Here is a 26,405-nt window from a genome sequence, read left to right on the forward strand (position 1 = left end):
TTGATCGCCGTCTTTCGACCCTTTGGGAGGCACTGTCATGCCCGGATTCGGTAACTTCGACAGGAGAACGGCCTTGCGGGGAGGTGCGGCAGCGGCCGCTTCGGTGGCGCTCACCTCGGCACTCGCGAGCACTTCGTCCGCGCAGCCCGTCGCTCCGGGCTCGTCGTCCATCGTGACCGGCTATCGCGAACTGCAGACCGGTATCAACCGGCCGTCGGCGGAGCGCACGGCCGCGCTGGCGAACCTCGACAGGGTCGCGAAGGCCTACCACGACAGCATGACGGTCGGCGACGGTCCACTGTGGAAGGACCTCCCGCTCGGCCCCGGCAGCGACTTCACGACGTCGATGTACGCACGGCTCCGGGCGATCGCGGTCAATTGGGGCACTCCCGGCGGAGCGCTCGCGGGTGATCCCGCAGTGCTCGCCCGGATCAAGGGCGCGCTGGAACTGTTGTACAGCAGCGATCAGTACAGCGAGAAGACCGCCGAGATCGGCAACTGGTACACCTACGAGATCGGCATCCCGCTCTACCTGCTGCACATCCTCGCGACGGTCGCCGACGAGCTCACCCAGGACGAGCTCGCCAAGTATCTGAAGCCGGTGCTGAAATTCTCCGGCGACCCGAACCGCCGCACCAACAACCCGAGCGTCGTCGAGACCGGCGCCAACCGCGCGGACAAGTCGACGATCTCCCTCGTCTCCGGCGCGATGCTGGGCGACGCCGAGCGGATCAAGCGCGGCGTCGGCGCGTTCACCGACGTCGAAGGCGGGGGAGCGGCGAGTGTCATCGCCAAACTCCACCGCGCGGCGGGCGACGGTTTCCACACCGACGGCTCGTTCCTACAGCACGATTCGGTGCCTTATCCCGGGCACTACGGGATCATCCTGCTCACCGCGATCGCGTCCGCCATCCACGTCACCAAGGGCACGGAGTTCGAACTGCCCGCCGACGTCCGCGACGCGGCGTACGCGCTGGTCTCCGACACGTTCGCGCCGTTCGTGTACGCGGGCGCGCTGATGGAGTCGGTCCGCGGCCGGTTCCTTTCCCGGCAAGGGGAATCCGCGCACGACATCGGGCACCAGCTCACCGGCGCGGTGGTCCTGCTGGCCCGGTCGGCGAGCGGGAAGCGCAAGGAGGAACTCGGCGGTCTCGCCGCGAAGTGGATCACCGAGGACACTTTCGCGCCGTATCTCAAGATCCCCGATCCCGAGCGGTTCGCGCCGGGGCCGGATCTCGTCGGCATCCCCGGCATCGAGTTCGCACAGGAGCTGTTGGCGACCAAGGTGCGGGCGACGCCGACGGTCGCGACGCATCGCGTGTTCGGCCAGCAGGACCGGATGGTGCACATCACCGAAGGCTGGTCGGCCTCGCTCGGCGTCGCCTCGACGCGGATCGCGCGGTACGAGTCGATCAACTCGATGAACCTGCACGGCTGGTACGTCGGTGACGGCTCGCTGTATCTGTTCCTGCCCAAGGCGAAGGGGCACTTCACCGACGCCTACTGGCCGACGGTCGATCCGCTGCTGCTGCCGGGTACGACCAGCAAGAGCGGCCCGACGCCCAAACTGGAGTCGGTGCCGCTGACCGGCAAGGACCACTGCGGCGGTGTCCGCTGGGACGCGCGGCACGGCGCGCACGCCCTCGACTTCGTCTCGCAGGACGGCACGCTGACCGCGAAGAAGTCATGGTTCTTCACGCCATCGGGCGTGGTGTGCCTCGGTGCCGGGATCACCGACTCCTCCGGCGAGCTGATCCGGACCACGATCGAGAACCGCAACCTCGGCGAAAACGGCGCCGGGGTCCTGCTGGCCGACGGGCATCTCGTCGGGGGCTCGGAGTCCTTGCGGCGCAAGCGATGGCTGCATCTCGAACGGGTCGGCGGTTACGTCCTGCTCGACGACGCCGAGGTCACCGCGCTGCGCGAGGACCGGACCGGGACCTGGCGCGACATCGACAAGGGCGCCAACACCAAGGGCACCACGGTGCCGTACACGCGGCGCTACCAGAAGCTGGTCATCGAACACGGCGCGAAGCCCTCGAACGCGACCTACGCGTACGCCGTCCTGCCGAACGCGTCGGTGCTGCAGACGATCGCTTCGGCCTGGTCGTGGCGCGTGCGGTCCAACACCGCGACCGTGCAGGCCGTCCGGCTGTGGGACGCGACCCTGCTGGCGAACTTCTTCGCCGCCGGCTCGGTCGACGAGGTGTCGGTGTCCGGTCCGGCGTCGGTGGCGCTCGGCCGGACCGGGAATGGTTGGCAGCTGGCGGTTTCGGATCCGACGCAGCGGCAGGAAGTCGTGCGCGTGACCGTGCGGCGGAAGACCTTCGAGGTGCCGGTGAAGGACACCTTCGGCGCCACACAGACCGTCCGCGTTTAGCCGACTAAACGCGAGGAGACGGATGCGGCGATCGCCACAGTGGGCCAAAGACAGTGTTGCGAAGGGGACTTTCGTCGCATCGGATGAAGGGAAAGCCCCCTTCGCCCCTGACGAGGGGCACGCCTTGAACAGCGGTGGCCTCGTCGTGAAGGGCCCCGTCGCTACTTTCAGGGTAGGGAAGGAGGCCTTCACGGACGGACGCGAACGTGGATGCGTTTAGTCGACTAAATGCGTGGGGGATTTAGGTCAGGATCTGGCCTGAATGGGTCCTACGGTCACCTCATGACCGACATCGAGCAGTTCCGCATCGACATCCCGCAGTCCGATCTGGACGACCTGACCGACCGGCTGGCCCGCACCCGCTGGCCGTCGGCGCTGCCCGGTGCCGAGTGGAGCCGGGGCGTCCCGGTCGCGTATCTCAAGGGCCTGGCCGAATACTGGCGAGACGGCTACGACTGGCGTGCGTGGGAGAAGCAGCTCAACGAATTCCCGCAGTACATCACCGAGATCGACGCCCAGCGCGTGCACTTCCTGCACGTCCGGTCGCCGGAACCGGACGCGATCCCGCTGATCATGACGCACAGCTGGCCCAATTCGATCGCCGAGTTCCTGAACGTCCTCGGCCCGCTCACCGACCCGCGAGCCCACGGTCTCGACCCCTCGCGCGCCTTCCACGTCGTCGCGCCGTCCTTGCCGGGCTTCGGTTTCTCGCCGTTCCCGGAGCCCGCCGACGAACGTCCGTGGGACATCGCGCGGGTGGCGCGGACCTGGGCCGAGCTGATGAGCCGCCTCGGTTACGAGCGTTACGGCGCGCATGGCAACGACGCCGGCGCGCTGGTGACGCCCTGTCTCGCGGCGCACGCGCCCGAGCACGTCATCGGCTCGCACATCACGTCCGGGCTCGGTGTGCCGATGGGCGACCCGGCCGACTTCGACGGGCTCACCGAACAGGATCAGGCGGAACTGGCAGGCCTGATGGAGCGTTTCGCGGGCGGCAGCGGATACGCGCCGTACCTGACGAACAGGCCGCAGACGCTGAGTTTCGGGTTCCTCGATTCGCCGGTCGCGCAGCTGGCGTACCTGGTGGAACGATTCAAGGAGTTCGACGGCTGGCCCGACGGCACGGCGCCCGCCGAGCCGATCGACCGCGACCTGCTCCTCACCAACGCGACGCTGTACTGGCTGACCGGGACCGGCGGCACCTCGCTGTGGCCGTACTACGAGGGGCAGGCCGCGATGCCGATGGACCAGACGGTGGTGCCGACCGGCGTCTCCCACGGCGGGCCGTCCGCGTTGCGCGTGATCGCCTCGCGCAAGAACGACGTCGTGCGCTGGGCGGATCACGAGAGCCCGAGCCATATGGTCGCGATGGCCGTGCCGGGCGACGTGGTGGCCGAACTCCGCGAATTCTTCGGAAATCTCCGGAAATGATGTCGAGCGGTGGTCATCGGCTCCGGCCCAATGCCGAAGCTAGAGTGAAGCGACCCTGCGGAGGACCTGATGACCACCTCGTTCGAGACCGTGACTTCGGCCGACGGCACCCCGATCGCCTTCGACCGCACCGGGGAGGGCACGCCGGTGATCCTGGCCGGCGGCGCGTTCAACGACCGGACGACCGTCGCCGGGCTGGCCGCGACCCTGTCGCCGGAGCACACCGTGATCGCCTATGACCGGCGCGGCCGGGGCGACAGCGGTGCCGGCGCGGTCTATTCGGTGGAGCGCGAGGTCGAGGATCTCGCCGCGCTGATCGAGCACGTGGGTGGTTCGGCGGCCGTGTTCGGGCATTCGTCGGGTGCGGTGCTGGGGCTGGAGGCGGCCGCCAGAGGTGTCGCCATGACCAAGCTCGCCGTGTACGAGCCGCCGTACGTCGTCGACGACAGCCGGGAGAGGCCCGCGGCCGACCTCTTCGACCGCGTCCGCGCCTTGATCGCCGACGGCGACCGTGACGGCGCGGCGGAACTGTTCCTGGTCGAGGGGACGGCGACGCCGGAAGAGGTCGTCAAGGGGATGCGGAACGACCCGTTCTGGGCGTGGTTCACCGGCCTCGCCCACACATTGCCCTACGACCTCGCGCTCTGCGGTCCCGGAAACGTGCTGCCCGCGGACCGGCTGGCCAAGATCTCGGTGCCCACGCTGGTCATCGACGGCGGGGAGAGCGACGCCTGGATGCGGGCGGGCACCCGCGCGGTCGCCGACACGGTCCCTGGCGCGCGGTATGCCACCGTCGCAGGGCAGGACCACGGCGTCCTCCACCAGCCGGACACGTTGCGGGAACTGCTCACCGGGTTTCTCGGCTGACGGGCTCGGCCTGTTCGAGCAGTTCGGCCAGCGCGGTCAGAGCCGGGCTGACGTGGCCGGTCCGCCAGACGAGACCGAGCTGGCTGGACTCTTCCAGGCCGCGAACCGGGACATAACGCAGATCGGTGCGGGTGTGCTGTTCGGTCAACGGACGGCACACCAGCATCGCGTGCGTGCCGGACGCCGCCAGCGCCATTCCCTGCTGGACGGTCGTGATCCCCGCGGTCGAGGGAATCGGCGTTCCCGACGGAGTAGCGGGCGGAGTGCGCGCGGCTTTCCAGTAGCCGGGGCCGTCACCGGCACGGTGGAGCAGATCGAGTTTCGCGAGATCTTCCGCATCGATCGACTCGCGCTCCGCGATGACGTGATCGGCTCCGACCATCACGTACTGGTCTTGCGGCGGGAACCGGAAGCCGACCGTGAGCTCGCTTTCGTGGACCGGGAGTTCGGCGATGACGGCGTCGATCTCGCCGTCGAGTACGGCGGTGAACGGTGAGCCGAGCGGGACGTCGTGGGTGTGCACGGCCACGCCGTGCCGCTCGCGTAGCGCGCGGAAGATCGAAGTGACCTCCTCGTAGACCATGCCGGTGAACCCGACCCGCAGTTCTTCGACGGCGCCGCGCATCGCCCGTTCACGCGCGCGTTCGAAGGTGCGGAGCAGCGTGCGATAGGCGGGCCGGATCTCTTTGACGAACTGCGCGCCGGCGCGGGTGAGCCCGACCTTGCGGCTGGTGCGCTCGACCAGCCGCGCGCCGACCTTCGTCTCCAACGTGGCGATGAGCTGGCTCACTCGCGATTGCGAGTAGCCGAGCCGTTCCGCCGTACGCCCGAAATGCAGCTCCTCCGCCAGCGTGAGCAGGCATTCGATCTGCTGCAGATGTGCCTGGTGCATCCTCGGAAGATAACACCGGATCGATGAGCTTTCCTCATCGATCGATGAGGAAGACGTCGTTGTTCGCGGGTGCCGCGCGGTGATGGGCTGGACGGCATGAGTTCCTCTGTCTCTCACCCGCATCCGGTCCGTCCGGAGCGGACTTCCCTGTCGCGATGGGCCGCCGTCGGCGTGCTGACGCTGAGCACGTTCCTGGTGGTGACCGCCGAGATGCTGCCGGTCGGGATGCTCACCCCGATGGCGGACGGTCTCGGCATCTCCGTGGGGGCGACCGGGCTCAGCCTGACCGTCACGGGTCTGGTTTCGGCCGTCACCGCTCCCGTGGTGCCGCGGCTGCTCGGGGATCTCGACCGTCGCCAGGTGCTGGCCGCAGCGGTGGCGGTACTGGCCGTCGGCAACGGGCTGACCGCGATCGCCGTGGATTTCGGGCTGCTCATGATCGCGCGGATCGTGCTCGGTGTCGGCATGGGCGGCGTCTGGGGGATGGCTTCGGCCGTGGCCATCAGACTGGTCGCGGCTCGCGACAGCGCACTGGCGGTTTCGTTCACCGTCGGAGGCGTCGCCGCCGCCTCGGTGCTCGGAGTGCCGTTGGGCACGTTCGTGGGCAACGCTTTCGGCTGGCGAGCGGCCTTCTGGTCGCTCGCGGTGTGCGCGTCGCTGCTCGTTCCCGCCTTGCTGCTGGCCTTGCCCGAGCTACGCCGCCCCTCGGTCGTCGAAGAGACCGGCGCCGGACAGCGCCGCTCGTTGTTCCGTCCCGCCGTGGTCACCGGCCTCGCCGTGGTGGTGTCGCTGGTGACCGCGCATTTCGCCGCGTACACCTATGTGCGGCCGGTCCTCGAAGAACTGCCGCGGATGCCGGCGGGCGCGATCGCGTCGCTGTTGCTCGTCTACGGCGTTTTCGGGCTGATCGGCAACTTCGTGGCCGGAGCCGCGGCCGGGCGCAGGCCGCGGGCGACCGTGCTGCTGCTGGCGGCCGGGATCGCCGTCGCGCTCGGTCTTCTGGCGCTTTTCGGTGCCTCCGCGCTCATCGCCGGGGTCGCGATCGCCCTGTGGGGGATGGCCTACGGCGGACTTTCGGTCGGCGGGCAACTGTGGATGACCGCCCTCGCGCCGGAACGCGTCGAGCACGTCACCGGTCTTTACGTCGGCGTGTTCACCGGTTCGATAGCCCTCGGCGCTTTCGTCGGCGGCTTGGTCGTCGAGGGCGCGGGTGTCGTGCTGTTGCTGTGGAGTACGGCGGCACTCGCCATGGTCTCCCTGCTGGCCGGTTCGGTGGGCAGGCCCATCGCGGCGTAGTGTTCCCGCGCGGCTGCGACCTGCCCCAATCCGGCCAGCGCGCGGGCTTCCTGCAGCCGGTAGCCGATCCGCTTCGCCGTTTCGAGCGCGAGCCGATGCCGCCTGAGGCCCGTCTCCGTCTCGCCGAGCGCGAGGCAGGCGGTGCCCAGGCTGTTGGCCGCCATCGCCAGCAACAACGGGTGGTTGAGCCGCGTGAGGATCGCGCACGCGCGTTCGGCCTGCTCGCGTGCGTCGCCAGGCCGATCGGCGAGCAACAGGGCGTCGGCGAGGTCGATCCGGCTCCACGCCTCGCCGAACAGGTAGCCGAGATCCCGCGAGGAGGTGATCGACCGTTCGATGACCTCGAAGGCCTCGTCGAAACGGCCCAGCCGGGACAGGACGAGGCCGAGCTGGGCCGAACTCAGGATCACGCCGCGCTCGTCCTCGCGCAGGTCCACCGCCCGCCGGGCGGAGGCCAGCGCGTCGTCCAGCCTGCCGAGGACTTCCTGTGCGTTGCTGAGATTGGTCCAAAGCGTGGCGGCGCCGGTCTCGCCGACGACGGCCAGGCCGTCACGGTAGAACCGGATCGCCTCGGGGTAACGGCCGAGCATGCCGTGCAGCGCGCCCGCCCTGGACAGCGCGATCGCCTCGGCCCCGCGGTCGCCGGACGCGCGGACGACGTCCAGCCGTTCGAGGGCGCAGTCCATTCCCTCGGTGAGCCGCCCGTTCTCCCAGAACGCCAGGGTGAGGCTCGCCAGGCTCAGCTGGATCGCTCGCGGGTCACCGATCCGGCGGGCGGCGGTGATCCCCGCCTGCGCCACGGCGAGCAGTTCGTCGAGGTGCCCGCTCTCCCGGAGGTGGTCCGCGGTGTCCGCGGCGATCCGCCAGGCGTACTCGTCCAGACCGGTGTCGAGCGCGTGCCGGGTCACCGCGACGAGGTTCGCCCGTTCCGTTCGATACCAGTCAAGGCCGCCTCCGTCGCGGTAGTGATCGAGGAGCCGACGCACGGCAGGACCGGATTCCTCGTCGCGGGCGGCGTTGCGGGCGTGCTCGGCGATCAGGTCGTGGAACGCGTAGCGGCCCAGTGCCGGCTGCCTGACCAGGTGGGCGTCGAGCAGGTCCTCAAGCAGACGTTCGGCCTCGCGTTCCGCGATGCCGGCCAGCGCGGCCGCCGCGGGCACGCCGATGTCGGCACCGGGATTGTGCCCCAGCAATCGGAACATGCGCTGTTGCGCGGCATCGAGTTCCCGATAGGACAGTGCGAAGGCCGCGGCGACGTCGCGTCCGGCGACCTTCAGCTCGGCCAGCCGGTCGTGTTCGGAGCCCAGCCGCTCGGCCAGGGCCTGAACGGTCCACTGTGGACGATTCTGCAGCCGGGCGGCCGCGATGCGGATCGCCAGCGGCAGGTTGCCGCACAACGCGGCCACACCCGTGTCCGGTCGCCCGGACGCCGCCGCGAACAGGGCGCCCGCCTCCTCGTCCGGCAGCACTTCGAGACTGATCGACGCGGCGCCGTCGACCGCGGCCAGGCGCCGCCTCCCGGTGACCAGGAGGGCGACGGTCGCCGAACCCGGCACCAGCGGCCGCAGCTGTTCCGCGCTCGCGGCGTTGTCGAGAACCACGAGCAGCGACCGGCCGGCCGTCCTGGTCCGCCACAGCTCGGCCCTGCGGTCGACGCCGCCGGGAAGCCGCGAAGCCGGGACGTCCAACTGCCCGAGCAGGGCTTCGAGCGCGGCTTCGGGCGGAAGCGGTTCGCGGGCGGGGGAGTGGCCGTGCAGATCCACGAACAGCTGCCCGTCGGGGAAATCGGCGGCGAGCCGATGCGCGGCGTGGACGGCAAGGGACGTTTTGCCGACTCCGGCCATCCCGTCGACGACGACCGGCCGGCCGAGCCGGACAGCGTCGAGCAGACGGCGGATCTCGACCTCGCGTCCGGTGAAATCCGGGACGTCGTAAGGGAGGAAGCATCGGGTCTTGCCGTATTCCGGCTCGTCGCGCAGGATCCGCTCATAGAGCTCGCGCAGCTTCGGGCCGGGGTCGATCCCGAGCTCCTCCACCAGCCGCGTCCGCGCCTGCCGGTAGACGTTCAGCGCGTCGGCCTGCCTGCCCTGCTGGTGCAGCGCGCGCATGAGCAAGCCGGCGAACGGTTCCCGGAGCGGGTGTTCGGCGACCAAGGCCGTCAGCTCCGCGACGGAGTCTTCCCCGGCGGAGATCTCTTCGTCGAGGCAACGTTCCACAACGGACAGACGACGCTCGTCGAGTTCTTCGGCTTCGCCTCGTAATGCCGCACTGTCCACACCGGACAGAGCCGGTCCGCTCCAGCACGCGAGTGCTTCGCGGAACTCCCCACGCGAGACGTGCTCCTCGAACGAACGCAGATCGAAGGAGCTCGGACGAAGGACGAAGCCCGGCCCTTCGGCGGTCAAGACGTCGTCGGCGGCGCCCTCGGCGACGAGCGTGCGCTTCAACGCGGTGGTGAGATTGCGGATCTGGCGGGTGGCGGTGACGGGCGGATCCTCGTCCCAGACGACGTCCACCAGCCGCGAGACCGAGACGACGCGATCGGCGCCGAGCAGCAGCGCGGCGAGGATCCGCTCCTGCCGCGGACCCGCCAGTTTCACCGGCCGTGCCCCGTTCCGGCACTGCACCGGCCCCAAGATCCGGAACTCCATCGCACCCCCTCCCGCGAGGTTAACCGGCCACGCGCCCGCGCCGGTGCGGAAGTGATGCAGCTGTGATGCGCCGCCCGGCGAACCTTCTGCTGGACGGATTACGGGACGTGATGAGGAGAACCCCATGCGCAAGCGGTATTACGCGGCGTTGGCCGGGCTGGTCGTGGCCGCGGCGGGAATCGGTGTGCCTGCCGCGGCCACGGCGGGTGAGCAGCAGGCCGAGTCGGAACGACAGGCCTGCCAGCGCTCGTTCGACCGCGCGGTCTGGGAGGACATGGACAGCTTCAACAAACGCGACGAGGCCCGCTACCGGGCGATCATTCACCAGGACATGGTGACCATCGGTCGCAAGGGGCAGATGATCATCGGCTACGACGCCAACGTGGACCCGGTGGTCGACGTGCAGTTCAAGCTCCCGTACGAGTGGAGCATGCCGTGGACGGTGACCCACACCGTTGTCGAAGACTGCAAGATGGGCTACGCGCTCCTCGACGCCTACTACAAGGCTCCGTCGCAGAACATCGACCGGCACTACACGATCAGCCTGACGCTGGTACGCCAGCACGGCAAGTGGCAGGTCATCAAGGACACCGTGACCGACGTGCTGCCCTGATCCGGGGGAGGCGAGGGGGGAACGTCAGGAAAGGGTCGTTCAGGACATCTTTCGTCCTGAACGACCCTTTCCTGACATCCAGGGCTCAGGTTTTCCGGCCCACGCCGGCGTACGGGAGCGAGTTGATCTCCGGGTCTTCGGACATGTCACCGGCGCCCTGGGGGTTCCACATCGCGCAGCCGACGACGCCGGGCTCGATGACGTCGAAGCCCTCGAAGAACGAAAGCACCTGGTCGTGGGTCCGGGGGATGGGGTCGTTCTGGGTGCTCTTGTACGCCTCGATGGCCTCGTCGAGGCCGCTCGAGTTCGCGTCGGCGGCGACGTGCGAGATGGCCAGGAAGCTGCCGGAGGCCATCCGCTCCCGATAGCGGGCCAGGATGGCGTGCGGCTCCCACGAATCCGGCACGAAATGCAGCAGCAGCAACATGAACAGGCCGATCGGCTGGTCGAGGTCCAGCAGTTCCCTGGTCTCGGGCGCGTCGAGGATGTCGTTGGCGTCGCGGAGGTCGGCCTGGATCGCCGCGCACCGGTCGTTGCCGCGCAGCAGCAGTTTGGCGTGTGCCACGGCGACCGATTCGCGGTCGACGTAGACCACCCGGCAGGACGGGTCGACCCCCTGGACGATCTCGTGGAGGTTGCCGACGGTCGGGATGCCGGAGCCGATGTCGAGGAACTGCCGCACCCCCGCCTCGACCATGTGCAGCGCGGCACGCCGCAGGAAGGCGCGGTTGAGCCGGGCCGCGTCGCGGATACCCGGCATGATCTTGAGGATCTGTTCGCCCAGCTCACGGTCGGCCTGGAAGTTGTGGTCGCCGTTGAGCCAGTAGTCGTAGACCCGGGCGGGATTCGGCACGGTCGTGTCGACCTCGGGAGGCACCCAGCTCAGGTTCGAAGTCACCGTCGTCGCCGCCGTTCGGTTGGGATCCGTTGGGGCACAGGAGTCTAGCGGCCGCGCGGGACCGGGCTGCCATCGTCCGATCGTGTGGATGTGCGGCGGCGGAAGCCCCTCCGCGGTCTCGTGGTCCTAAGGTGACCGGGTTCAGCGTCCAGGCACCGGGAGACGAGCACGATGGCAGCACCTCCGGACGTCGCCGTCGCACCGGGCCGGTGGCCGGTGCTGGGGCATACCGTGCCGATGCTCCGTGACCCGCTGAAACTGTTGTCCTCACTGAGTTCGCACGGCGACGTCGTGCGGCTCGACTTCGGCCCGATGCCGGTCTATCTGGTCACGACCCCGGAGCTGGCGTGGCGGCTGCTCGCCGTCGACGCGGGGAAGTTCGACAAAGGCATCGTGTTCGACAAGATGCGGCCGTTGTTCGGCGACGGACTCGCGACTTCCAACGGCGCCTTCAACCAGCGGCAACGTCGGATGATGCTCCCTGCGTTCCAGCGAAGCCGGATCGCGCTCTACGCCGAGACGACGATGACGAAGCTCGCTGTAGACCTTGCCGACTCGTGGAAACCGGGCGAGGTCGTCGCATTCGACCGGCGTATGCAGGATCTCGCGCTGACCATCTCCGGGCGCACGCTGTTCTCCACCGATCTCGGCGACGACGCGCTCACCGAGATCCAGCGGTCGATCCCGATCATGTTGAAGTACGTCATGGTCCGGGCGTTCTCGCCGAAGTTCGTGGAACGCCTGCCGATCCCGGCGAACCGCGAGTTCGACGCGGCGGCCGCGCGGCTGCGGCGGGTCATCGGCGACGCCGTCCTCAAAGCGCGCGAGAAGGGCGGCGATCAGGGCGATCTGCTGTCGATGTTGTTGCTGGCCGAGGACGACGAGACCGGCGAGAAGATGACCGACCGGCAGGTGGAGGACGAGGTCATCACGATCCTCACCACGGGCGCCGAGACCACGGCCGTCGCGCTCGCGTGGTTCTTCCACGAGATCGGGGCACGGCCGGACATCGAGCGCCGCTTCCACGCCGAGGTCGACGGGGTGCTGGCGGGCGGGCCCGCGCGGTTCGAACACCTGCCGCGGCTGGTCTACACGCAGCGGATCATCAACGAGGTCGTCCGCCGGACCCCGCCGGTGATCCTGATGCGGCGGGCGCGGGAGGACGTCGAACTCGGCGGCGTGCGCATCCCAGCCGGTACCGAGGTCGCGGTCAGCCAGCACACGGTGCATCGCGATCCGCGCTGGTTCCCCGATCCCGAACGGTTCGACCCGGATCGCTGGGAACCCGAGCGTGCCGCCGAGGTGCCGAAGGGCGCGTTCATCCCGTTCGGCGCCGGCGCCCGGCTGTGCCCCGGACATCAGTTCGCTCCCACGGAGATCGCGTTGGTGGCGGCGACGATCGGCGCCCGGTGGCGGCTGGAACCGGTGCCGGGGGTGAAGGTGTTCCCCAAGATCAAAGCGACGATGCAGCCGAACCGGTTGCCGATGATCGCGCGGCCGCGAACCCGAGGCTGACGGTGAGCGTTCGATCACCAGGTGTAGGGTTCATGCTCCTTCCGAGCGTCCCGATTCCGGAGAGGGTTCTGTGAGAATGCCGCTCAAACTGGCCACGGCGGTGGCCACCTGCTGCGTGCTCCTCGGCGGGTTCCTGGTCGCGGCCCCGGCCGAGGCCGTCGACGTCCGCTGTTCCGATCTGGATCTGCCGGTCACCGGTCCGCTCGGCGAACCCGCCACGGTGCACGGCCGGTTCTGCCTGCCCGAGGGGCCGGCGCCCGAAGCGGTCCAGCTGCTGGTGCACGGCGGCACCTACAACAGCGCCTACTGGGACCTGCCCTACGACCCGGATCGTTATTCCTACCAGCGGGACATGGCGAAACACGGCTACGCGACCTTCGCCGCGGACCAGCTCGGTTCGGGCGGGAGCAGCAAACCGTCGAGCCTTCCGCTCCTGCTGCCGGTGCTGGCGCGGTCGATGCACGAGGTGATCGGTCACCTGCGCGCCGGACGGGTCGGCGGCACACCGTTCGGGAAGGTCGTCATCGTCGGGCATTCGGTCGGTTCGGGCATCGTGGCGGCCGAGGCCTCGACGTATCAGGACGTCGACGGTGTGATCCTCACCGGAATGACGCATCTGCCGTCGGTTCCCGCCCTGACGTTCGGGGTGCTTTTCGGTCTTCAGCCCGCGTTCACCGATGGCCGACTCGGTTCGCTGGGCAGCGATCCGCTTTATTTCACGACGAAACCGGGAGCGCGTGCCGGACTGTTCTACGCGACGGAAAATACCGACCCCCAGGTCATCGAGGCGGATGAGGCGACCAAGGATCAGGTTTCGGTCCCGGGAATGGGGACGGTCGCCGTGTTCGGCATCGTGTTGCCCGCGACGAAAGCGATCCGGGTTCCCGTTCTCCAGGCCGTCGGGTCGGAGGACATCCTGTTCTGTGGCCTTTTCTCGCTACGCGACTGTTCGAGCGCCGAGTCGCTGCGTCCGGCGGAAGGGCCGTTCTACCGGCCCGAGGCCGAGCTTTCCACGTATGTTCTGTCCGGTGCCGGACATTCGCTGGCGTTACATCGCAACGCGTCCCAGTATCGGGACGCCACCCGCGATTGGCTGAGGGAAAAGGTCGGTGTTGCAGTACCGTAGGGTCACCACCCGATTGGGTGACCGTCAAACCGTGAGTACGGCTTCAGAATCGTGGAGGATGTTCCTCCACCACGGAATACGAAAGCGACCCCAGGACCGGCGGACGTGACTGCCCCACTTCCGGACGGCGATGAGTTCCCCGTATCGCCGGACGCCCCGAAGTCAACTTCATCCTCCGCGGCACCGAAGCGGAAGAACGCCGCGCCGACCCGCGCCACGCTGGCCCGCAAGTGGGCCTACCTGGTCACCGGTACGGCGTATCTTCCGTATACCCACGCCCAGATCGAAGAGCATTTCGCCGCTCTGCTGGACGAGGTCTTCGCCGCGGTGCTGAGCGGCGACGCCGAGCCCGCGCAGGCCACCGAGGCCGGCGCGCGGCTCGTCGCGCTCAGGTGCGTCGGGCCGGACAGCCTGCGTCGCACGATGGACGTACTCGGCAAGGGGCTTTTGCACGAACCGGAGTTGCGGGGCGTGAAGTCGCTCCCCGAACGGGTGTTGCAGGTGCTCGGCGCGCTCGCGTCCGGCTACGGCGAGGCGTTGCGCGAGAGCATCCAGACACAGCAAGAGGATCTGAGCCGCACGTTGGTCACGCTCGAACGCGAGACGCGGCGTGAGCTGGTGCTGACCCAGGCGCGTTTCGAGCAGCTGTTCACCGGCTCCGCGACCGGCGTGGCCGTCACCAGGGTCGACGGCCGCGTCCAGCGGGTGAACCCCGCGTTCGCCGAAATGCTGAACCGGCCCGTCGCGGATCTGAACGGGCTCAACCTCTACGACCTCGTGCATCCGGACGACGCCGACGGCCTGCGTGAGGGCTACCGGAAGCTCCTCGAAGGCGAGAGCCAGCGGCTGGAGCTGTCGCGAAGACTCGTGACCGGGGACGAGGAACCGCCGTGGGCCGCGTTCACCGGCGCCGTCATCCGCGATCCGGCCGGTGAGGTCCAGCAGCTGATCACGCTGGTCGACGGCGACACGGACGTCTCGTTGCTGCAGCGGCAGCTCAGCCGTCAGGCTCTGCACGACCCGCTCACCGGCCTGCCGAACCGGCAGTGCTTCGGCACTCGCCTGGAGAAGGCTTTGCGGCACGCCGACCCGTCGTTCGGCGTCACGGTCTACCACCTCGACCTGGACGGGTTCTCGCTGATCGCGGGCGGGCTCGGCCAGAAGCAGAGCGATGATCTGTTGAAGAACGTCGCCGCGAAGCTGCGGGCCGTCGTCGGCGGCGAGGACGCGCTCGTCGCCAGGATCGGTGGCGACGAATTCGGCATCCTCATCCAGAACACCGTGACCAGCCCGGACGTCGCCACCGTCATCGGCATGATCAACCAGGAGCTGTCCGAACCGGTCTACCTCGAGAGCGGCAGCGGCGTCGCGGTTTCGGCCTGTGTCGGTGTCGTGCACCGGCCGCCGAGGGATATCGAGCCGAACGAACTGCTGCGCGTCTCGGACATGACGCTGCGCCGGGCGCAGGCCAACGGCTACCGGCAGTGGGCGCTGTCCGATTCCGTGCTCGACAGCCGGGAGCGGCACGAGTTCGGCCTCGCCGTTTCGATGGCGGGTGCCTGGGAGACCGGTGAGATCGAGGTCGGCTTCCGGCCGCTGACGTGGCTCGCGGACAGCACGCCGGCGGGTATCGAGGCGAGGCTCGCGTGGAACCATCCGCGCCACGGCCGGATCGGGCACGACACCTGCGTCCGCTTCGCCGACGAGACCGGCCTGATCGTTCCGCTCGGCGAATGGCTCATCCGCACCGCCTGCGAGGAATCGGACGACAGGCTCCCGATGGTCGTGGGGCTGACCCCGCATCAGGCCGCCGATCCCGATCTCGTCGGGTCGGTGCGGACCATCCTGGCCGCGACCGGGCTCGGGCCCTCACGGCTCCGGCTGGGCTTTCCCACCGAGGCCGTGCTCTCGGACCTGGGCGAGACGGTCGACAACCTGCACCTCCTCGCCGAGATCGGCGTGGACGCGGAACTGCAGGGCTTCGGTGCGGGCGGCGACGTCGTCTGCCTGGCCGACGTGCCCGTGCGGACGGTCCGGATCGCTCCCCGGCTGGTGGAGCGGCGGACGGAACCACTCGCGGAACGCACGCTGCGGAACCTCATCGACACCGCGAGCATGGCGGGCGTGACGGTGATCGCGGAAGGCATCGATTCGACCGGCGACGCGGGCTGGTGGCAGTCCGTCGGTGCCCACATCGGCGCCGGACGGTATTTCGGTTAGGCCGATCACGCGTGCTTCGGGCCGTGACTCGCGTGATTGGAGGCGGAACTCGTGAGTTCCGTCTTTAATCACGCGAGATCGTTGTCCGATCACGCGAGTTCCGGGTTCGGTTAGGCCGTTTGCCGCAACGGGAGGCGCTAAGTTACCCGAGGGTTGACGTTCGCGGGCGGATTGGGCAACATCCCAGGTCCTCACCCCGCACCTCGGAGGCATGCACATGCAGGTAGGCCCGAGGCGTGGCGGGCGTTTCAACGCGCCCGTGGTCGTCTTGAGCCTGTTGCTGGTGATCGCGCTCGGCGCATGGTGGGGCGTCGACTACCTGCGGGCTCGGTTGGCGGGCAACGGATGTGACGCGCTGACGCCGGTCGAGATCACCGCGGCGCCCGACGTGGCGCCGGTGCTCACGCGGCTCGCGAAGACCGTGCCGCAGGAAGAATGCTTCAGTGTCAACGTGACCGCGAGCGAGTCGGCCAAGACCGCCGACCTGCTCGGCACCACCGCCTCCGGCGGGCCCGACGTCTGGATTCCCGAGTCGAGCACGATGTTGTCGCAGGCCAGGGACGCCGGTGCGTGGAACCTGCCGGAATCCGGTCAGTCGGTGGCGAATTCCCCGGTGGTAATGGGACTTCCCGACGAAACCGCGCGGCGGTTCGGCTGGCCGGGGAAAACCCCCTCGTGGCAGGAGATCCTCGACGGGGCACCGATCGGGATCCCGGATCCGGCGCGCGATCCGCTCGGCGTCGGCACGTTGCTCGCGCTGCGGAAGCTGACCGAGAAGGAGCCCGACCCGGCCGCGGCGTTCACCGCCACCATGCGGAAACTGAACCCGGCGCCGGGCCGGTTCCCGGCCGCCTTCCCCACGACCGAACAAGCCGTCCTCGCGCGGAACCTGGTGGCGGCCTATCCGGGCGTCCCGGTGCAAGGGTTCGACTACCCGTATGTCGTGCTCCCCAAGGCGTCCGAAGCGTCGAGGACCGCGGCGGAACGCTTCCTGCGGCTGCTGCTCGATCCGCTCGCCGGCGGTATCTTCGCCGACGCGGGATTCCGGGCTCCCAACGGTCAGTTCGCCGTGCCGCGGGCGCGGGACAGCCGGACCGATCCGGCACCGCGGCCGCCGGGCGCCCCGCCGGTCGCGGACCTGTACGCCGTACTGCAGGCCTGGGCGGGAACGAACCTGAGCGCCCGGGTCCAGGTGCTGCTCGACGTCTCCGGTTCGATGGCCGCCGCCGTGCCGGGTACGGGTAAGAGCCGGATGGACCTCACTCTGCAGGCCGCGACGCAGGGGCTGGGCCTGTTCAAACCCACGACAGAACTGGGTTTGTGGCTGTTCTCGACCAAATTGGACGGTGACAAGGACCATCGTGTCCTGTTGCCGATGAAGGCGATCGCCGAGCAGAAGGCCTCGGGTGGTGTCGCGCAACTCCAAGCCGTGCGGCCGAAAGCCGGTGGCGCGACCGGGCTCTACGATTCGATCCTCGCCGCGTATCAGAACGCCAGGCAGAACTGGAAACCCGGCCGGATCAACCTGGTCGTCGTGCTCACCGACGGGCGCAACGAGGACAGCGAGACGATCGGGCTGCCCCGGTTGCTGGAGGAACTGGGGAAACTGCAGGATCCGCGGAAACCGTTGCCGGTCATCGGGATCGGCATCGGGCCGGATATCGACGCGTCCGAACTGCGGCAGGTTTCCACCGCCACCGGCGGGGAATCGTTCACCACCCCCGACCCGAGGAAGATCTCGGACGTCTTCTACCAGGCGCTGAGCAAGATCATGTGCCAGCCGCCGACCTGCAAGAATTGAGGCGATCCGTGGCCCTCCGGGGGAAAAGACCTTCGCCGGTCGCGCTCGCCGCTTTCGCGGCCGGCGTGATCCCGTTCGTCCTGCACGTGTGGGCCGCGCTGCGAGGCAGCCTCGCGCAAGACGACTTCGTCCTCACTTATCATGCCGCGAAGGCGGGCCCGTTCGACTTCGGCTACTTTTTCCAGGACTACCACGGCCATCTCGCGCCCGGCGGCTTCCTGCTCGCCGACGTGCTGACCGCGTGGGCACCGCTGGACTTCGCCGTGCTGATGGCACCGGTCCTGCTGATGCAAGCGGCGGCGTCGGTGCTGCTGTGGGCGGTACTGGTGCGCTGTTTCGGGCGCCGGTGGGGGATTCTCGTCCCGTTCACGATGTTCACGACGTCGACCTTGCTGCTCGTCCCGACGCTGTGGTGGGCGTACGCCATCCAGATCGCGCCCGTGCTGCTGGCCGCCACCGCCGCACTGCACGCGCACGTGCGGTATCTCGCCGACGGCGGCCGCTGGGCGATCGCCACCGTGGCCTGGACCGTCTTCGGGCTCGCCTTCTACGAAAAGGCGGTGTTCATCCCGGTGCTGATCGCCGGGATCACCGTGCTGCTCGGGATTTCCTTGCGCCGCCACCTCGTCCTGATGGGTGTCCTCGTCGCCGTCCTCGCGGGCTACGCCGCCGTTTTCCTGGCCTTGACCACGAGCCAGGTCGGGCAAGGCGGCGGCCCGGTCACCGTCGGCACGGTCGCGGACATGACGGGCCGGATGCTCGGTGACACGCTGATCCCCGGGCTGGTCGGTGGGCCCTGGTCGGGGCCGGGCCCCGGCGCGACGTTCGCCGCTTCCTCCGTGGTGGTGCGGATCGTGCTGCTGCTCGTGGCCGTCGCGGTGCTGGCCTTCGGGATCCGCGTCGGCGGGCTCCGGGCCCGGAAGGCGTGGATCCTGCTGGGCCTGGTGTTCGTGGCGGACATCGGGCTTTCGGCGGCCACCAGGCTCACCGAGGTCGGACCGGAACTGGGCAGCGATCCCCGCTACGTCGCCGACCTGGCGCTCGTCGTCGCGCTGTGCCTCGCTTTCGCCTTCCTGGAGCCCAAACCGCTCGACCGGTCGCCGGATCCCGTGCCGTCCTCGGCGAAACGCCCGGTCGCCTTGGCGTTGTGTCTCGCCTTGATCGCGAGTTCCGCCGTGGGTTTCTCCCGGTTGGCGCCCGGACTACGGTTCGAACATTCCCGGGATTTCCTCGCCAACGCGCGAGCTTCGATCGAACGCGACCCCGACCTCGTCCTGTTCGACACGGCCGTACCGAACGACGTCCTGCACGGCTGGTTCGGCGAGAACGCCCGTGCCTCCCGGGTGGTCGGCCTGATCCCCGGGTTCCAGTTCGATCAACCGACCAGCCGGATGTCCCTTTTGGACGATTCAGGCACCGCGAGGACGATCACCGGCGTGGAACCGGTTTCCCGTGGCTTGCCCGGTCCGGTGGCGGGCTGTGGCTACACCGTCGGCGAGCAACTGGTGCGGGTTCCGTTGGATACGCCCGTTCTCGGCCGGTACCTGCTCCGGATCGACTACTTCACCTCGGACGGCGGCGAAGGGTTCGTGGATCGCGACGGAGCTCGCGTGCCGGTGTGGTTCCAGCCCGGCCTGCACACGATGTACCTGCCGATCGAGGGCCTGTTCGACAAGGTCGGCTTCCAGTTGTCCGCCAAGGGTGCTCCCGTCTGCCTCGCCAAGGTCGACGTCGGCAGACCGCTCACTCAGTAGGGGTCGTACGGGCTGTCGTGGCCGAAGATCTTCGCGACGGGAGCCAGGCGCAGCCGCAGCAGGATCTTGATCCCGACGTTGCGGACGAACCACGGCAGCTGGGCGAGCACACGCAGCCTGTCCTTCGCCGACGGCGGGGAGAGCCGGAACCGGGCCAGCGAGGTCGCGCGGTCCAGATAGGTGTATCGCCGTCCGAAGAGGACTTTCGCGATCGTGCCCAGGGTGACACCGATCGAGGAAAAGCAGTCGTGGACCAGGATTTCCCCACCATCGACCAGGTTCGCCGACCAGCGCAGGTCGTCGGTGTAGGTCCAGTAGTCGTGTTTGCCGTCGATGTAGAGCAACTGGATCGGACGGTCCCAGCGTGGGCGGAGCTTCGTGCTGTACTCCGCCACGAGCTCGACGACGTCCTCGACGCCGGCCTTTCTCAGGTTCGCCTCGAACCGTTGGCGTGTCGGCGATCCGCCGAACAACCGGCCGTCGACGAACGGGTCGACGGCGACCACCCGAGCCCCGACCGTACGGGCGGCGCTCGCGAGCACGATCGTCGAACGTCCCTGGTGGCTGCCGATCTCCACGATGAGATCGCCCTTGTCGAGCCGGCACGCGGCGTTCCACAGGGCGAGGCCTTGATCCCGCGTCATCCAGCCCTTGACGGGTTCGGCGAGCGACCACGCTTCTTCGAAACCGTCTGTCATAGGGCGCATAGTAGCCACGTTTCCGCCTAGTATCTACCGGATGGTAACCCCCGGCGCGCTCGTGAAGAGGCCGAGCACGTGGATCGTGCTGGCACTCACCGTGCTGTCCTTTGTGCAGCGTCCCGGCAGGACGACCTTCGACACGAAACTCGACCTCGCCGTGGATCCGCTGGCCTTCCTCGGCCGGGCGCTGCACCTGTGGAATCCCCAGGCGACGGCGGGGGAGCTGCAGAACCAGGCCTACGGCTACCTGTTCCCGATGGGGCCGTTCTTCGCGGTGTGCCAAGCCGTCGGGATACCGGTGTGGATCGCGCAGCGGCTGTGGTGCGCGATCCTGCTCTCGGTCGCGTTCGGCGGCGCCCTGCTCGTGGCCCGCGCGCTGAAAATAGGGAACGAACGGACTCGGCTGATCGGAGCAGTGGGTTACGCCCTCGCGCCGAGGATGGTCACCGAAATCGGTTCGCTGTCCTCGGAAATGCTGCCCGCCGTCCTGCTGCCGTGGGTGCTGCTGCCGTTGATCCTCGCCGATCGCATCGGCTCGCCGCGCCGTGCCGCCGGGCTGTCCGCGCTCGCCGTGCTGTGCATGGGCGGGATCAACGGCGCGATGGTCGTGATGGCGCTCGTGCTCCCGGGATTGTGGCTGCTGACCCGGAAATGGCGGAGCACGCATGTCGCGCTGGTCATCTGGTGGTTCGTCTTCGTCGTCGGCGTGGTGCTGTGGTGGTTCCTGCCGCTGGTGCTGCTCGGCCAATACAGCCTGCCGTTCCTCGACTACATCGAGTCCGCGACGAACACCACGGCACCGATGTCGTTGTTCGAGGTGCTGCGCGGCACGAACCAGTGGGTCGCCTACGTCGTGCAGGGCACGCCGTGGTGGCCTTCGGGCTGGGCGCTGATCGACAATCCGGTGCTGATGGCGGCGACCGGGCTGGTGGCCGCGGTCGGGCTGTTCGGCCTCGCGCGGCGTGGGCTGCCCGAACGGCGGTTCCTGGTGCTCGGCGTGCTGACCGGGCTGACACTGCTGACCGTCGGCTACGTCGGGACGCTCGACAGCCCGCTGGCGGAACCCGTGCGGCATCTGCTCGACGGCCCGCTCGCGCCGCTGCGGAACGTGCACAAGTTCGAACCGGTGCTGCGGCTGCCGTTGATGCTGGCGTTCGTCCACGGCATCACGAGCTACGCACCAGCGCTGCGGCGGAATCTGCGGCCCGCATTGGGCGCCCTGCTGGTCGTGGCGATGGCCGCGCCGGTGTGGCTGCTGACGTTGCGGCCGGGGCCGGGCTGGGACGAGGTGCCGGGGTATTGGTACGACGCGATGGACCACGTCGCCAAGACCGACGCGACCGCGCGCACGTTGCTGCTGCCCGCGACCGGATTCGGCGAGTACGACTGGGGCCGCACGGTGGACGAACCGGCGCAGGCCATCGCGGACAGCCCGTGGGCGGTGCGTAACCAGGTGCCGTTGGGCTCGGAGGGCAACACCCGCCTGATGGACTCGGTCGACGCGGCCTTGGCCGACGGCAGAGGGGATCCCGGGCTCGCGGCGCTGCTCGCGCGGTCGGGCTACCGGTTCCTGCTGCTGCGCGGCGACGTCGACCGGGCCAAGGTCGGCGCGCCCGATTTCACGACGTTGCGCGCCGGGCTGGCGGGATCACCGGGGATCGAGAAGTCGGCCCAGTTCGGGCCGCTGGAGGTCTTCGAGGTGAAACGCCCGGTGCCGCTCGTCACCGCGACGTCCACGAAGGACGTTCCGACGGTGAGCGGCGGCCCCGAGAACCTGTTGCCGCTGATGAACTCCGGGCAGCTCGAACCCGGTACGCCGACGGTGCTGACCGGGGACGGCGGCTCGCCGACGGGGCCGAGGCTGGTCACCGACGGGCTGCGCCGCGCCGAACGCAACGTCGGCGGCGTGCGGGACAACCTGAGCCAGACCCTGACCGCCGGGGAATCCCCGCGCCAGCAACGAGCCGCGTTGGACGTCCTGCCGTTCCCGGGTGAGCAGCACCAGACCGTAGCCGCGTACCGGGGGATCCGCTCGGTCACCGCGTCGACGGCGGCTTCGTTCGCGGACGCGTTCGGCGGCTCGGATCCGAGCCATCAGCCGTTCGCCGCGCTGGACGGCGATCCGCGTACCGCTTGGCATTCGTCGAGCTTCACCGGCCCGATCGGGGAGTGGCTCGAAGTCGAACTCGACACCCCGCGGCTGGTGAACTCGGTCGATCTCGCGATGGTCGACGACATCCGCGTCGGCTGGCCGCCGACCAGGATCCGGATCACCACGGACAACGGTTCCGTCGATCACCAGGTCGTCCGGGGTGCGGGGGCGCACACGTATCCGGTGCCCGCGGGGGTGACGCGCAAGGTGCGGATCACGTTGCTGTCGCTCGTGGTCGGCAGGCAGGACGGGAACGTCGGGATCTCGGACCTGAAGATCCCCGGCGTCGAACCGCAACGCGCGCTGGAAGTCCCCGCCGACCTCGGAACGGGAACGCCTCCGGGGTTCGCGTTCACGCGTGGGCAGCAGCCGAGGTACGCGTGCGTGCCCGACCGCTGCGACCCCAACGCGGGCCGCGACGGTGAGGAACCGGACGGGATCCGGCGGCTGTTCTCGACGACGTCGCAGAGTGCCTACGAATTCGGCGGCACCGTGCTGCCGGCGGGCGGTGGACGGGTCCCGGTGGCGCTTCCGGGCTTGCAGGTTTCGGCGACGTCGCAGCTGGGCGGGGATCCGTCCGCGAGCGCGTTCGCCGCGGTGGACGGGAATCCCGCGACCGCCTGGCAGCCCGACATCACGGACCTGCGACCGACGATGACGCTGGACTGGGCGAAACCGCAGACGATCTCCGGAATCCGCGTCGCCGCCGACTCGCGTGCTCCCGCACGCTTGGAACTGACCACGCCGACGTCGAGCCGTTCCGTCGAACTCGACGCTTCCGGCGCGGCGACCTTCCCGCCCATGGAGACTTCGCAGCTGAAGATCGCGTTCGCCGGCCTCGACGACGACCAGCGGACCCGGAACTCGCTCGGGATCGGGAGTCTTTCGCTGACCGGTGCGGAACTTCCCGCTCCGGCCGCGGAATTCACCCTTCCCTGCGGATCGGGTCCGAACGTCCGCCTGGACGGCTTCGACTACGACACTTCGGTGCGCGGCACGCTCGCCGACTTCGTCGCGCACCGGCCGCTGACGCTGTCCGCGTGCCCCGATTCGGCGGGCGGCGTGGACCTGGCGGCGGGCGGGCACGAATTGCGGACCGACCGTTCCGACTCCTTCGTGGTCCAAGACCTCTGGCTCAAACCCGCCGGCCGGGCCGTTTCGCCCGCCGCGCATCGCGCCGTCACCGTGGACTCGTGGGACGCGACGTCCCGATCGGTCACCGTGGCGGGCGGCGACGAGTCCATTTTGGCCGTTCCGGAGAACGCGAACGCGGGCTGGACCGCCTCGCTGAACGGGACACCGCTGGTGAAGACGCGCGTCGACGGCTGGCAGCAGGCGTGGATCCTGCCCGCGGGCTCCGGCGGCGTGGTGCGACTGGAGTTCACGCCGGACTGGAAGTACCGGTCGGGTCTGCTGATCGGGGCGGTCGCGATCCTGCTGGTGCTGATCGGTGCGCTGTGGCCCGTCCGACGGCGACGTGTCTCCGTCGAGGCCGGTTCCGGCGCCGTCGTCCCGGTGGTGCTCATCGGCCTGCTGGCCGTGCTGGGCGGGATGCTGCCGATCGTGCTGCTGATCGCCGTCCTTTTGGCCCGCCAGTTCAGCGAACGCGCGCCGCGATATCTCGCTTTCGGCGGGATGGTCGTGGGAACGCTCGTCGCGGTGGTGGGGCGGTTGCTGGGGCATGGGCAGGAGTGGGCCTACGGTCCGGTGACGCAGGCTTCGCTGCTGCTGGCGGCGGCGGCGATGGTGGCGATGTGTGTGCCTTGGTTCGCGGGCCGCGAGCCTGAAGGTGACGGAACGTGAGGGGTGTGTGGAAATAGGGACGTTGAATGTCCCTATTTCCACACACCCCCGCTTCACCGGACCGGTCACGACGTGAATCCGCGGGTTCTGTCGGTGGCCGGGTTCAAGCTGATCAAGTGCGAAGAGGGGAGTGGGCACAGCACCCACTGATGACGAACGGCCCGGCCGTGGCCGCGGTCAAGCGACTCGAAGAGCTCGGCGTGCCCAGAAGGACCATCTGGCGCAGGTGCGAGCCCGGAGGCGTCTGGCGGAGGCTCCTGCCAGGAGTCGTGCTGCTCGGAAACGGCGAGCCGACCGAGGAACAGCGGATCGAGGCGAGCCTGCTCCTGGCGCGGGAAGGTTCAGTGCTCACAGGAGTGCCCGCGCTCAGGCGGTACGGGCTGAGGAACCTTCCGGATATCGACGACGTGCATGTCCTCGTACCCGCCGAACGAGCGATCGCCAGTACGGGGTTCGTCCATATCGAACGGACGCGGCGGCTGCCCGCGCCGCTGAGCAGAGCCGGTGTCCCGACCGCTCCCGTGCCGCGCGCGGTGATCGACGCGGCGCGCCGAACCTCCGATTCGGACTCGGTCGTGGCGATGATGGCCGAAGCGGTGCAAGAACGTCATTGCCTCCCGCACGCGCTCGCCGTCGAGATCGACGAGCGGTCTCGATTCGACGGGAGACTGCTACGGGCGCTGGCTCCGATCCTGGGCGGCGCGCATTCGGTCGCCGAGGCCGACGCGTGGAGGCTGTGGAAGCGGTCGGGGTTGCCGGAGTTCCAATGGAATGTGAAGGTCTTCGACGCGGCAGGCCGGTTCGTCGCGAAGCCGGACGGGTGGTGCGATGAGGTCGGCTTCGCCTGGGAAGTCGATTCCCGTGGCTATCACGCCAAAGGTGACCATTTCCGTGCGACCCTCGCGCGGAACGCGCGCTACGCCGCGGCCGGCATCGTCGTTCTCCAGACGTTGCCGTCCCGTCTCCGGACCGAACCCGACGCGGTTCTCCATGAACTCAGAGCCGCGTTCCACAGTGCCCAGCGTCGTCCGCGACCCGACGTGCACCTCGGATGAGTCCCTCACTTACGCGCCCGCAGCTCCAACACCGCCCCAGAAAGCGCCAACCCCCCGGCACAGCAAGCGGCGACAGTCACCACCTGAGCGGCCGAAGAGTGCAGCCAAGTCGTCACCAGCACCGTCTCCACCACCACGGTCGTCCACATCAGCACGGTCACCCGCCGGTCTCCGGCGGCGAGGCGCGAGAACAGCAGGATCTGCACCAGCGCGAGCATCGAGCCGGCGAGGGCGAACGGCCAGACCGGCATGGTGCTGGCGGCGTAGCCGGAGCCGCCGATGAACGAGAGCAGACGCGACCCGAAAGCAAAAGAAACCAACAGCACGAAGGCGTCCAGGGCAGCGCAGACGGCCAGAGCGGCGGGCAGGATGCGGCGCCGGTCGTCGCCGTTCGCGAACCGGGGCAGCACCAGGACACCGACGGCTTGGGGGAGCCAGTACGCGATCTTCGTGACGATCGCGCCGAGCGCGTATTCGCCTGCTTCGGCAGCGGGGAGGGTGTGGCGCGCCAGCACGAGGTCGAGGTTCACCAGCAGGACCAGCGCCAGCATCGCCTGCGCCGCGTGCAGGACTTCGCCCGCGTGCCAGCCCGCCTTGCGGGGCCGTGGCCGTCCACAGAGGACCCATCCGCAGAAGATCACCAGGTACGAGCCGATCGCGGTGCCTGCCAGCGCACCGGTGGCGTCACCGCCGATCAGCAGGCCGAGCAGCGAGCCGCCGACCTTTCCCACGCCTTCGAGCGACATGAGCCCGGCCAGCAGCGCGAACCGGCCGCTGCCCTGCAGCAGACCGTGGAAGAGGCCGAGCAGCGTGAGCGGTCCGAGCGTGACGGCGAGCAGCAGCGCGGGCACCACCGAATCCAGGTGCAGCACGAAGACCAGCACGGGCGCCAGGATCAGGCCGATGGCCGCGACGATGGCGCTCGTGGTGAGGCCGAGCGCGAGCAGTGTCCCGTTGTCCTGCGGTTTGCGTGCCACTCGCAGCGCGACCACGGTCTGCAGCCCCATCGCGGGTACGACGCCGATCACCAGCACCGCCAGCAGCGAACTCAGCTCACCGAACGCGCTCGGCGCGAGCAGCCGGGCGGCGACGATGCTCAGCGCGTAGGCGCCGGCGTTGTTCGCGGCCAGCGCGAGCGAGACGAGGATCGCCGCGACACGCTCGTCGGTCCTGGTCTGGTCGACCTCGGCGTCTACGCTCAACAGAGCTCCTATTACCGGCGAGTAATCTCCGCGACCATAACCGCGATC

General features: G+C 69.0%; 16 protein-coding genes and 1 pseudogene. 12 read left to right on the forward strand and 5 right to left on the reverse strand.

Annotated features, from left to right (window positions below):
- The first annotated feature begins 37 nt into the window (after window positions 1–37).
- From ACSMFO_RS32740 to ACSMFO_RS32750, 3 genes are all read left to right on the forward strand, one after another.
- Window positions 38–2,380, forward strand: a complete 2,343-nt coding sequence (locus ACSMFO_RS32740) for a polysaccharide lyase 8 family protein (RefSeq protein ID WP_436461656.1) — start codon at window positions 38–40, stop codon at window positions 2,378–2,380.
- 282 nt (window positions 2,381–2,662) lie between these two features.
- Entirely contained in the window at window positions 2,663–3,811 is a 1,149-nt protein-coding gene (locus tag ACSMFO_RS32745) for an epoxide hydrolase family protein (protein ID WP_436461657.1), read from the forward strand.
- Between the two features lie 69 nt (window positions 3,812–3,880).
- Window positions 3,881–4,678, forward strand: a complete 798-nt coding sequence (locus ACSMFO_RS32750; RefSeq protein WP_436461658.1) for an alpha/beta fold hydrolase — start codon at window positions 3,881–3,883, stop codon at window positions 4,676–4,678.
- Here ACSMFO_RS32750 and ACSMFO_RS32755 read toward each other — a convergent pair.
- A complete protein-coding gene (locus ACSMFO_RS32755; protein ID WP_436461659.1) occupies window positions 4,659–5,570 on the reverse strand; it encodes a LysR family transcriptional regulator in 912 nt (303 codons plus the stop codon). The two genes, ACSMFO_RS32750 and ACSMFO_RS32755, sit on opposite strands and share 20 nt — an antisense overlap.
- A 225-nt stretch (window positions 5,571–5,795) precedes the next feature.
- On the opposite strand from ACSMFO_RS32755, the pseudogene ACSMFO_RS32760 reads away from it, so the two are divergent.
- Window positions 5,796–6,689: pseudogene (locus ACSMFO_RS32760) on the forward strand (MFS transporter); the annotation flags it as partial.
- Between the two features lie 20 nt (window positions 6,690–6,709).
- Here the strand turns inward: ACSMFO_RS32760 and ACSMFO_RS32765 are convergent.
- Window positions 6,710–9,517: a BTAD domain-containing putative transcriptional regulator gene (locus tag ACSMFO_RS32765; protein WP_436461660.1), complete on the reverse strand. Its 2,808-nt coding sequence runs from the start codon at window positions 9,515–9,517 to the stop codon at window positions 6,710–6,712.
- Between the two features lie 124 nt (window positions 9,518–9,641).
- On the opposite strand from ACSMFO_RS32765, the gene ACSMFO_RS32770 reads away from it, so the two are divergent.
- The gene (locus ACSMFO_RS32770) at window positions 9,642–10,130 is read left to right on the forward strand and encodes a hypothetical protein (RefSeq protein WP_436461661.1); all 489 of its coding nucleotides are present in this window, start codon (window positions 9,642–9,644) and stop codon (window positions 10,128–10,130) included.
- Between the two features lie 85 nt (window positions 10,131–10,215).
- On the opposite strand, the gene ACSMFO_RS32775 is transcribed toward ACSMFO_RS32770, so the two are convergent.
- The gene (locus tag ACSMFO_RS32775; protein ID WP_436461662.1) at window positions 10,216–11,028 is read right to left on the reverse strand and encodes an SAM-dependent methyltransferase; all 813 of its coding nucleotides are present in this window, start codon (window positions 11,026–11,028) and stop codon (window positions 10,216–10,218) included.
- A 171-nt stretch (window positions 11,029–11,199) separates the two neighbouring features.
- On the opposite strand from ACSMFO_RS32775, the gene ACSMFO_RS32780 reads away from it, so the two are divergent.
- From ACSMFO_RS32780 to ACSMFO_RS32800, 5 genes are all read left to right on the forward strand, one after another.
- Window positions 11,200–12,543, forward strand: a complete 1,344-nt coding sequence (locus tag ACSMFO_RS32780) for a cytochrome P450 (RefSeq protein ID WP_436461663.1) — start codon at window positions 11,200–11,202, stop codon at window positions 12,541–12,543.
- Window positions 12,544–12,619: 76 nt separating this feature from the next.
- On the forward strand, window positions 12,620–13,669 hold the full coding sequence (locus ACSMFO_RS32785) for an alpha/beta hydrolase (protein ID WP_436461664.1): 1,050 nt from the start codon (window positions 12,620–12,622) through the stop codon (window positions 13,667–13,669).
- A gap of 105 nt (window positions 13,670–13,774) precedes the next feature.
- Window positions 13,775–15,889 (forward strand): putative bifunctional diguanylate cyclase/phosphodiesterase, encoded by a 2,115-nt coding sequence (locus ACSMFO_RS32790; protein WP_436461665.1) that lies wholly within the window; start codon window positions 13,775–13,777, stop codon window positions 15,887–15,889.
- Between the two features lie 211 nt (window positions 15,890–16,100).
- The gene (locus tag ACSMFO_RS32795) at window positions 16,101–17,690 is read left to right on the forward strand and encodes a substrate-binding and VWA domain-containing protein (protein WP_436461666.1); all 1,590 of its coding nucleotides are present in this window, start codon (window positions 16,101–16,103) and stop codon (window positions 17,688–17,690) included.
- A gap of 8 nt (window positions 17,691–17,698) precedes the next feature.
- The gene (locus tag ACSMFO_RS32800) at window positions 17,699–19,444 is read left to right on the forward strand and encodes a hypothetical protein (protein ID WP_436461667.1); all 1,746 of its coding nucleotides are present in this window, start codon (window positions 17,699–17,701) and stop codon (window positions 19,442–19,444) included.
- On the opposite strand, the gene ACSMFO_RS32805 is transcribed toward ACSMFO_RS32800, so the two are convergent.
- Window positions 19,438–20,142, reverse strand: a complete 705-nt coding sequence (locus ACSMFO_RS32805; protein WP_360122854.1) for a class I SAM-dependent methyltransferase — start codon at window positions 20,140–20,142, stop codon at window positions 19,438–19,440. The genes ACSMFO_RS32800 and ACSMFO_RS32805 overlap by 7 nt on opposite strands.
- Window positions 20,143–20,182: 40 nt before the next feature.
- Between ACSMFO_RS32805 and ACSMFO_RS32810 the strand changes: the two genes are divergently transcribed.
- Entirely contained in the window at window positions 20,183–24,100 is a 3,918-nt protein-coding gene (locus ACSMFO_RS32810; protein ID WP_436461668.1) for an alpha-(1->3)-arabinofuranosyltransferase, read from the forward strand.
- Between the two features lie 149 nt (window positions 24,101–24,249).
- On the forward strand, window positions 24,250–25,155 hold the full coding sequence (locus ACSMFO_RS32815; protein WP_436461669.1) for a hypothetical protein: 906 nt from the start codon (window positions 24,250–24,252) through the stop codon (window positions 25,153–25,155).
- Between the two features lie 5 nt (window positions 25,156–25,160).
- Here ACSMFO_RS32815 and ACSMFO_RS32820 read toward each other — a convergent pair whose 3' ends face one another.
- Window positions 25,161–26,357, reverse strand: a complete 1,197-nt coding sequence (locus tag ACSMFO_RS32820; protein WP_436461670.1) for a lipopolysaccharide biosynthesis protein — start codon at window positions 26,355–26,357, stop codon at window positions 25,161–25,163.
- Window positions 26,358–26,405: the final 48 nt, after the last annotated feature.

Source organism: Amycolatopsis sp. w19 (assembly GCF_051373225.1).
Classification (GTDB): domain Bacteria; phylum Actinomycetota; class Actinomycetes; order Mycobacteriales; family Pseudonocardiaceae; genus Amycolatopsis; species Amycolatopsis japonica.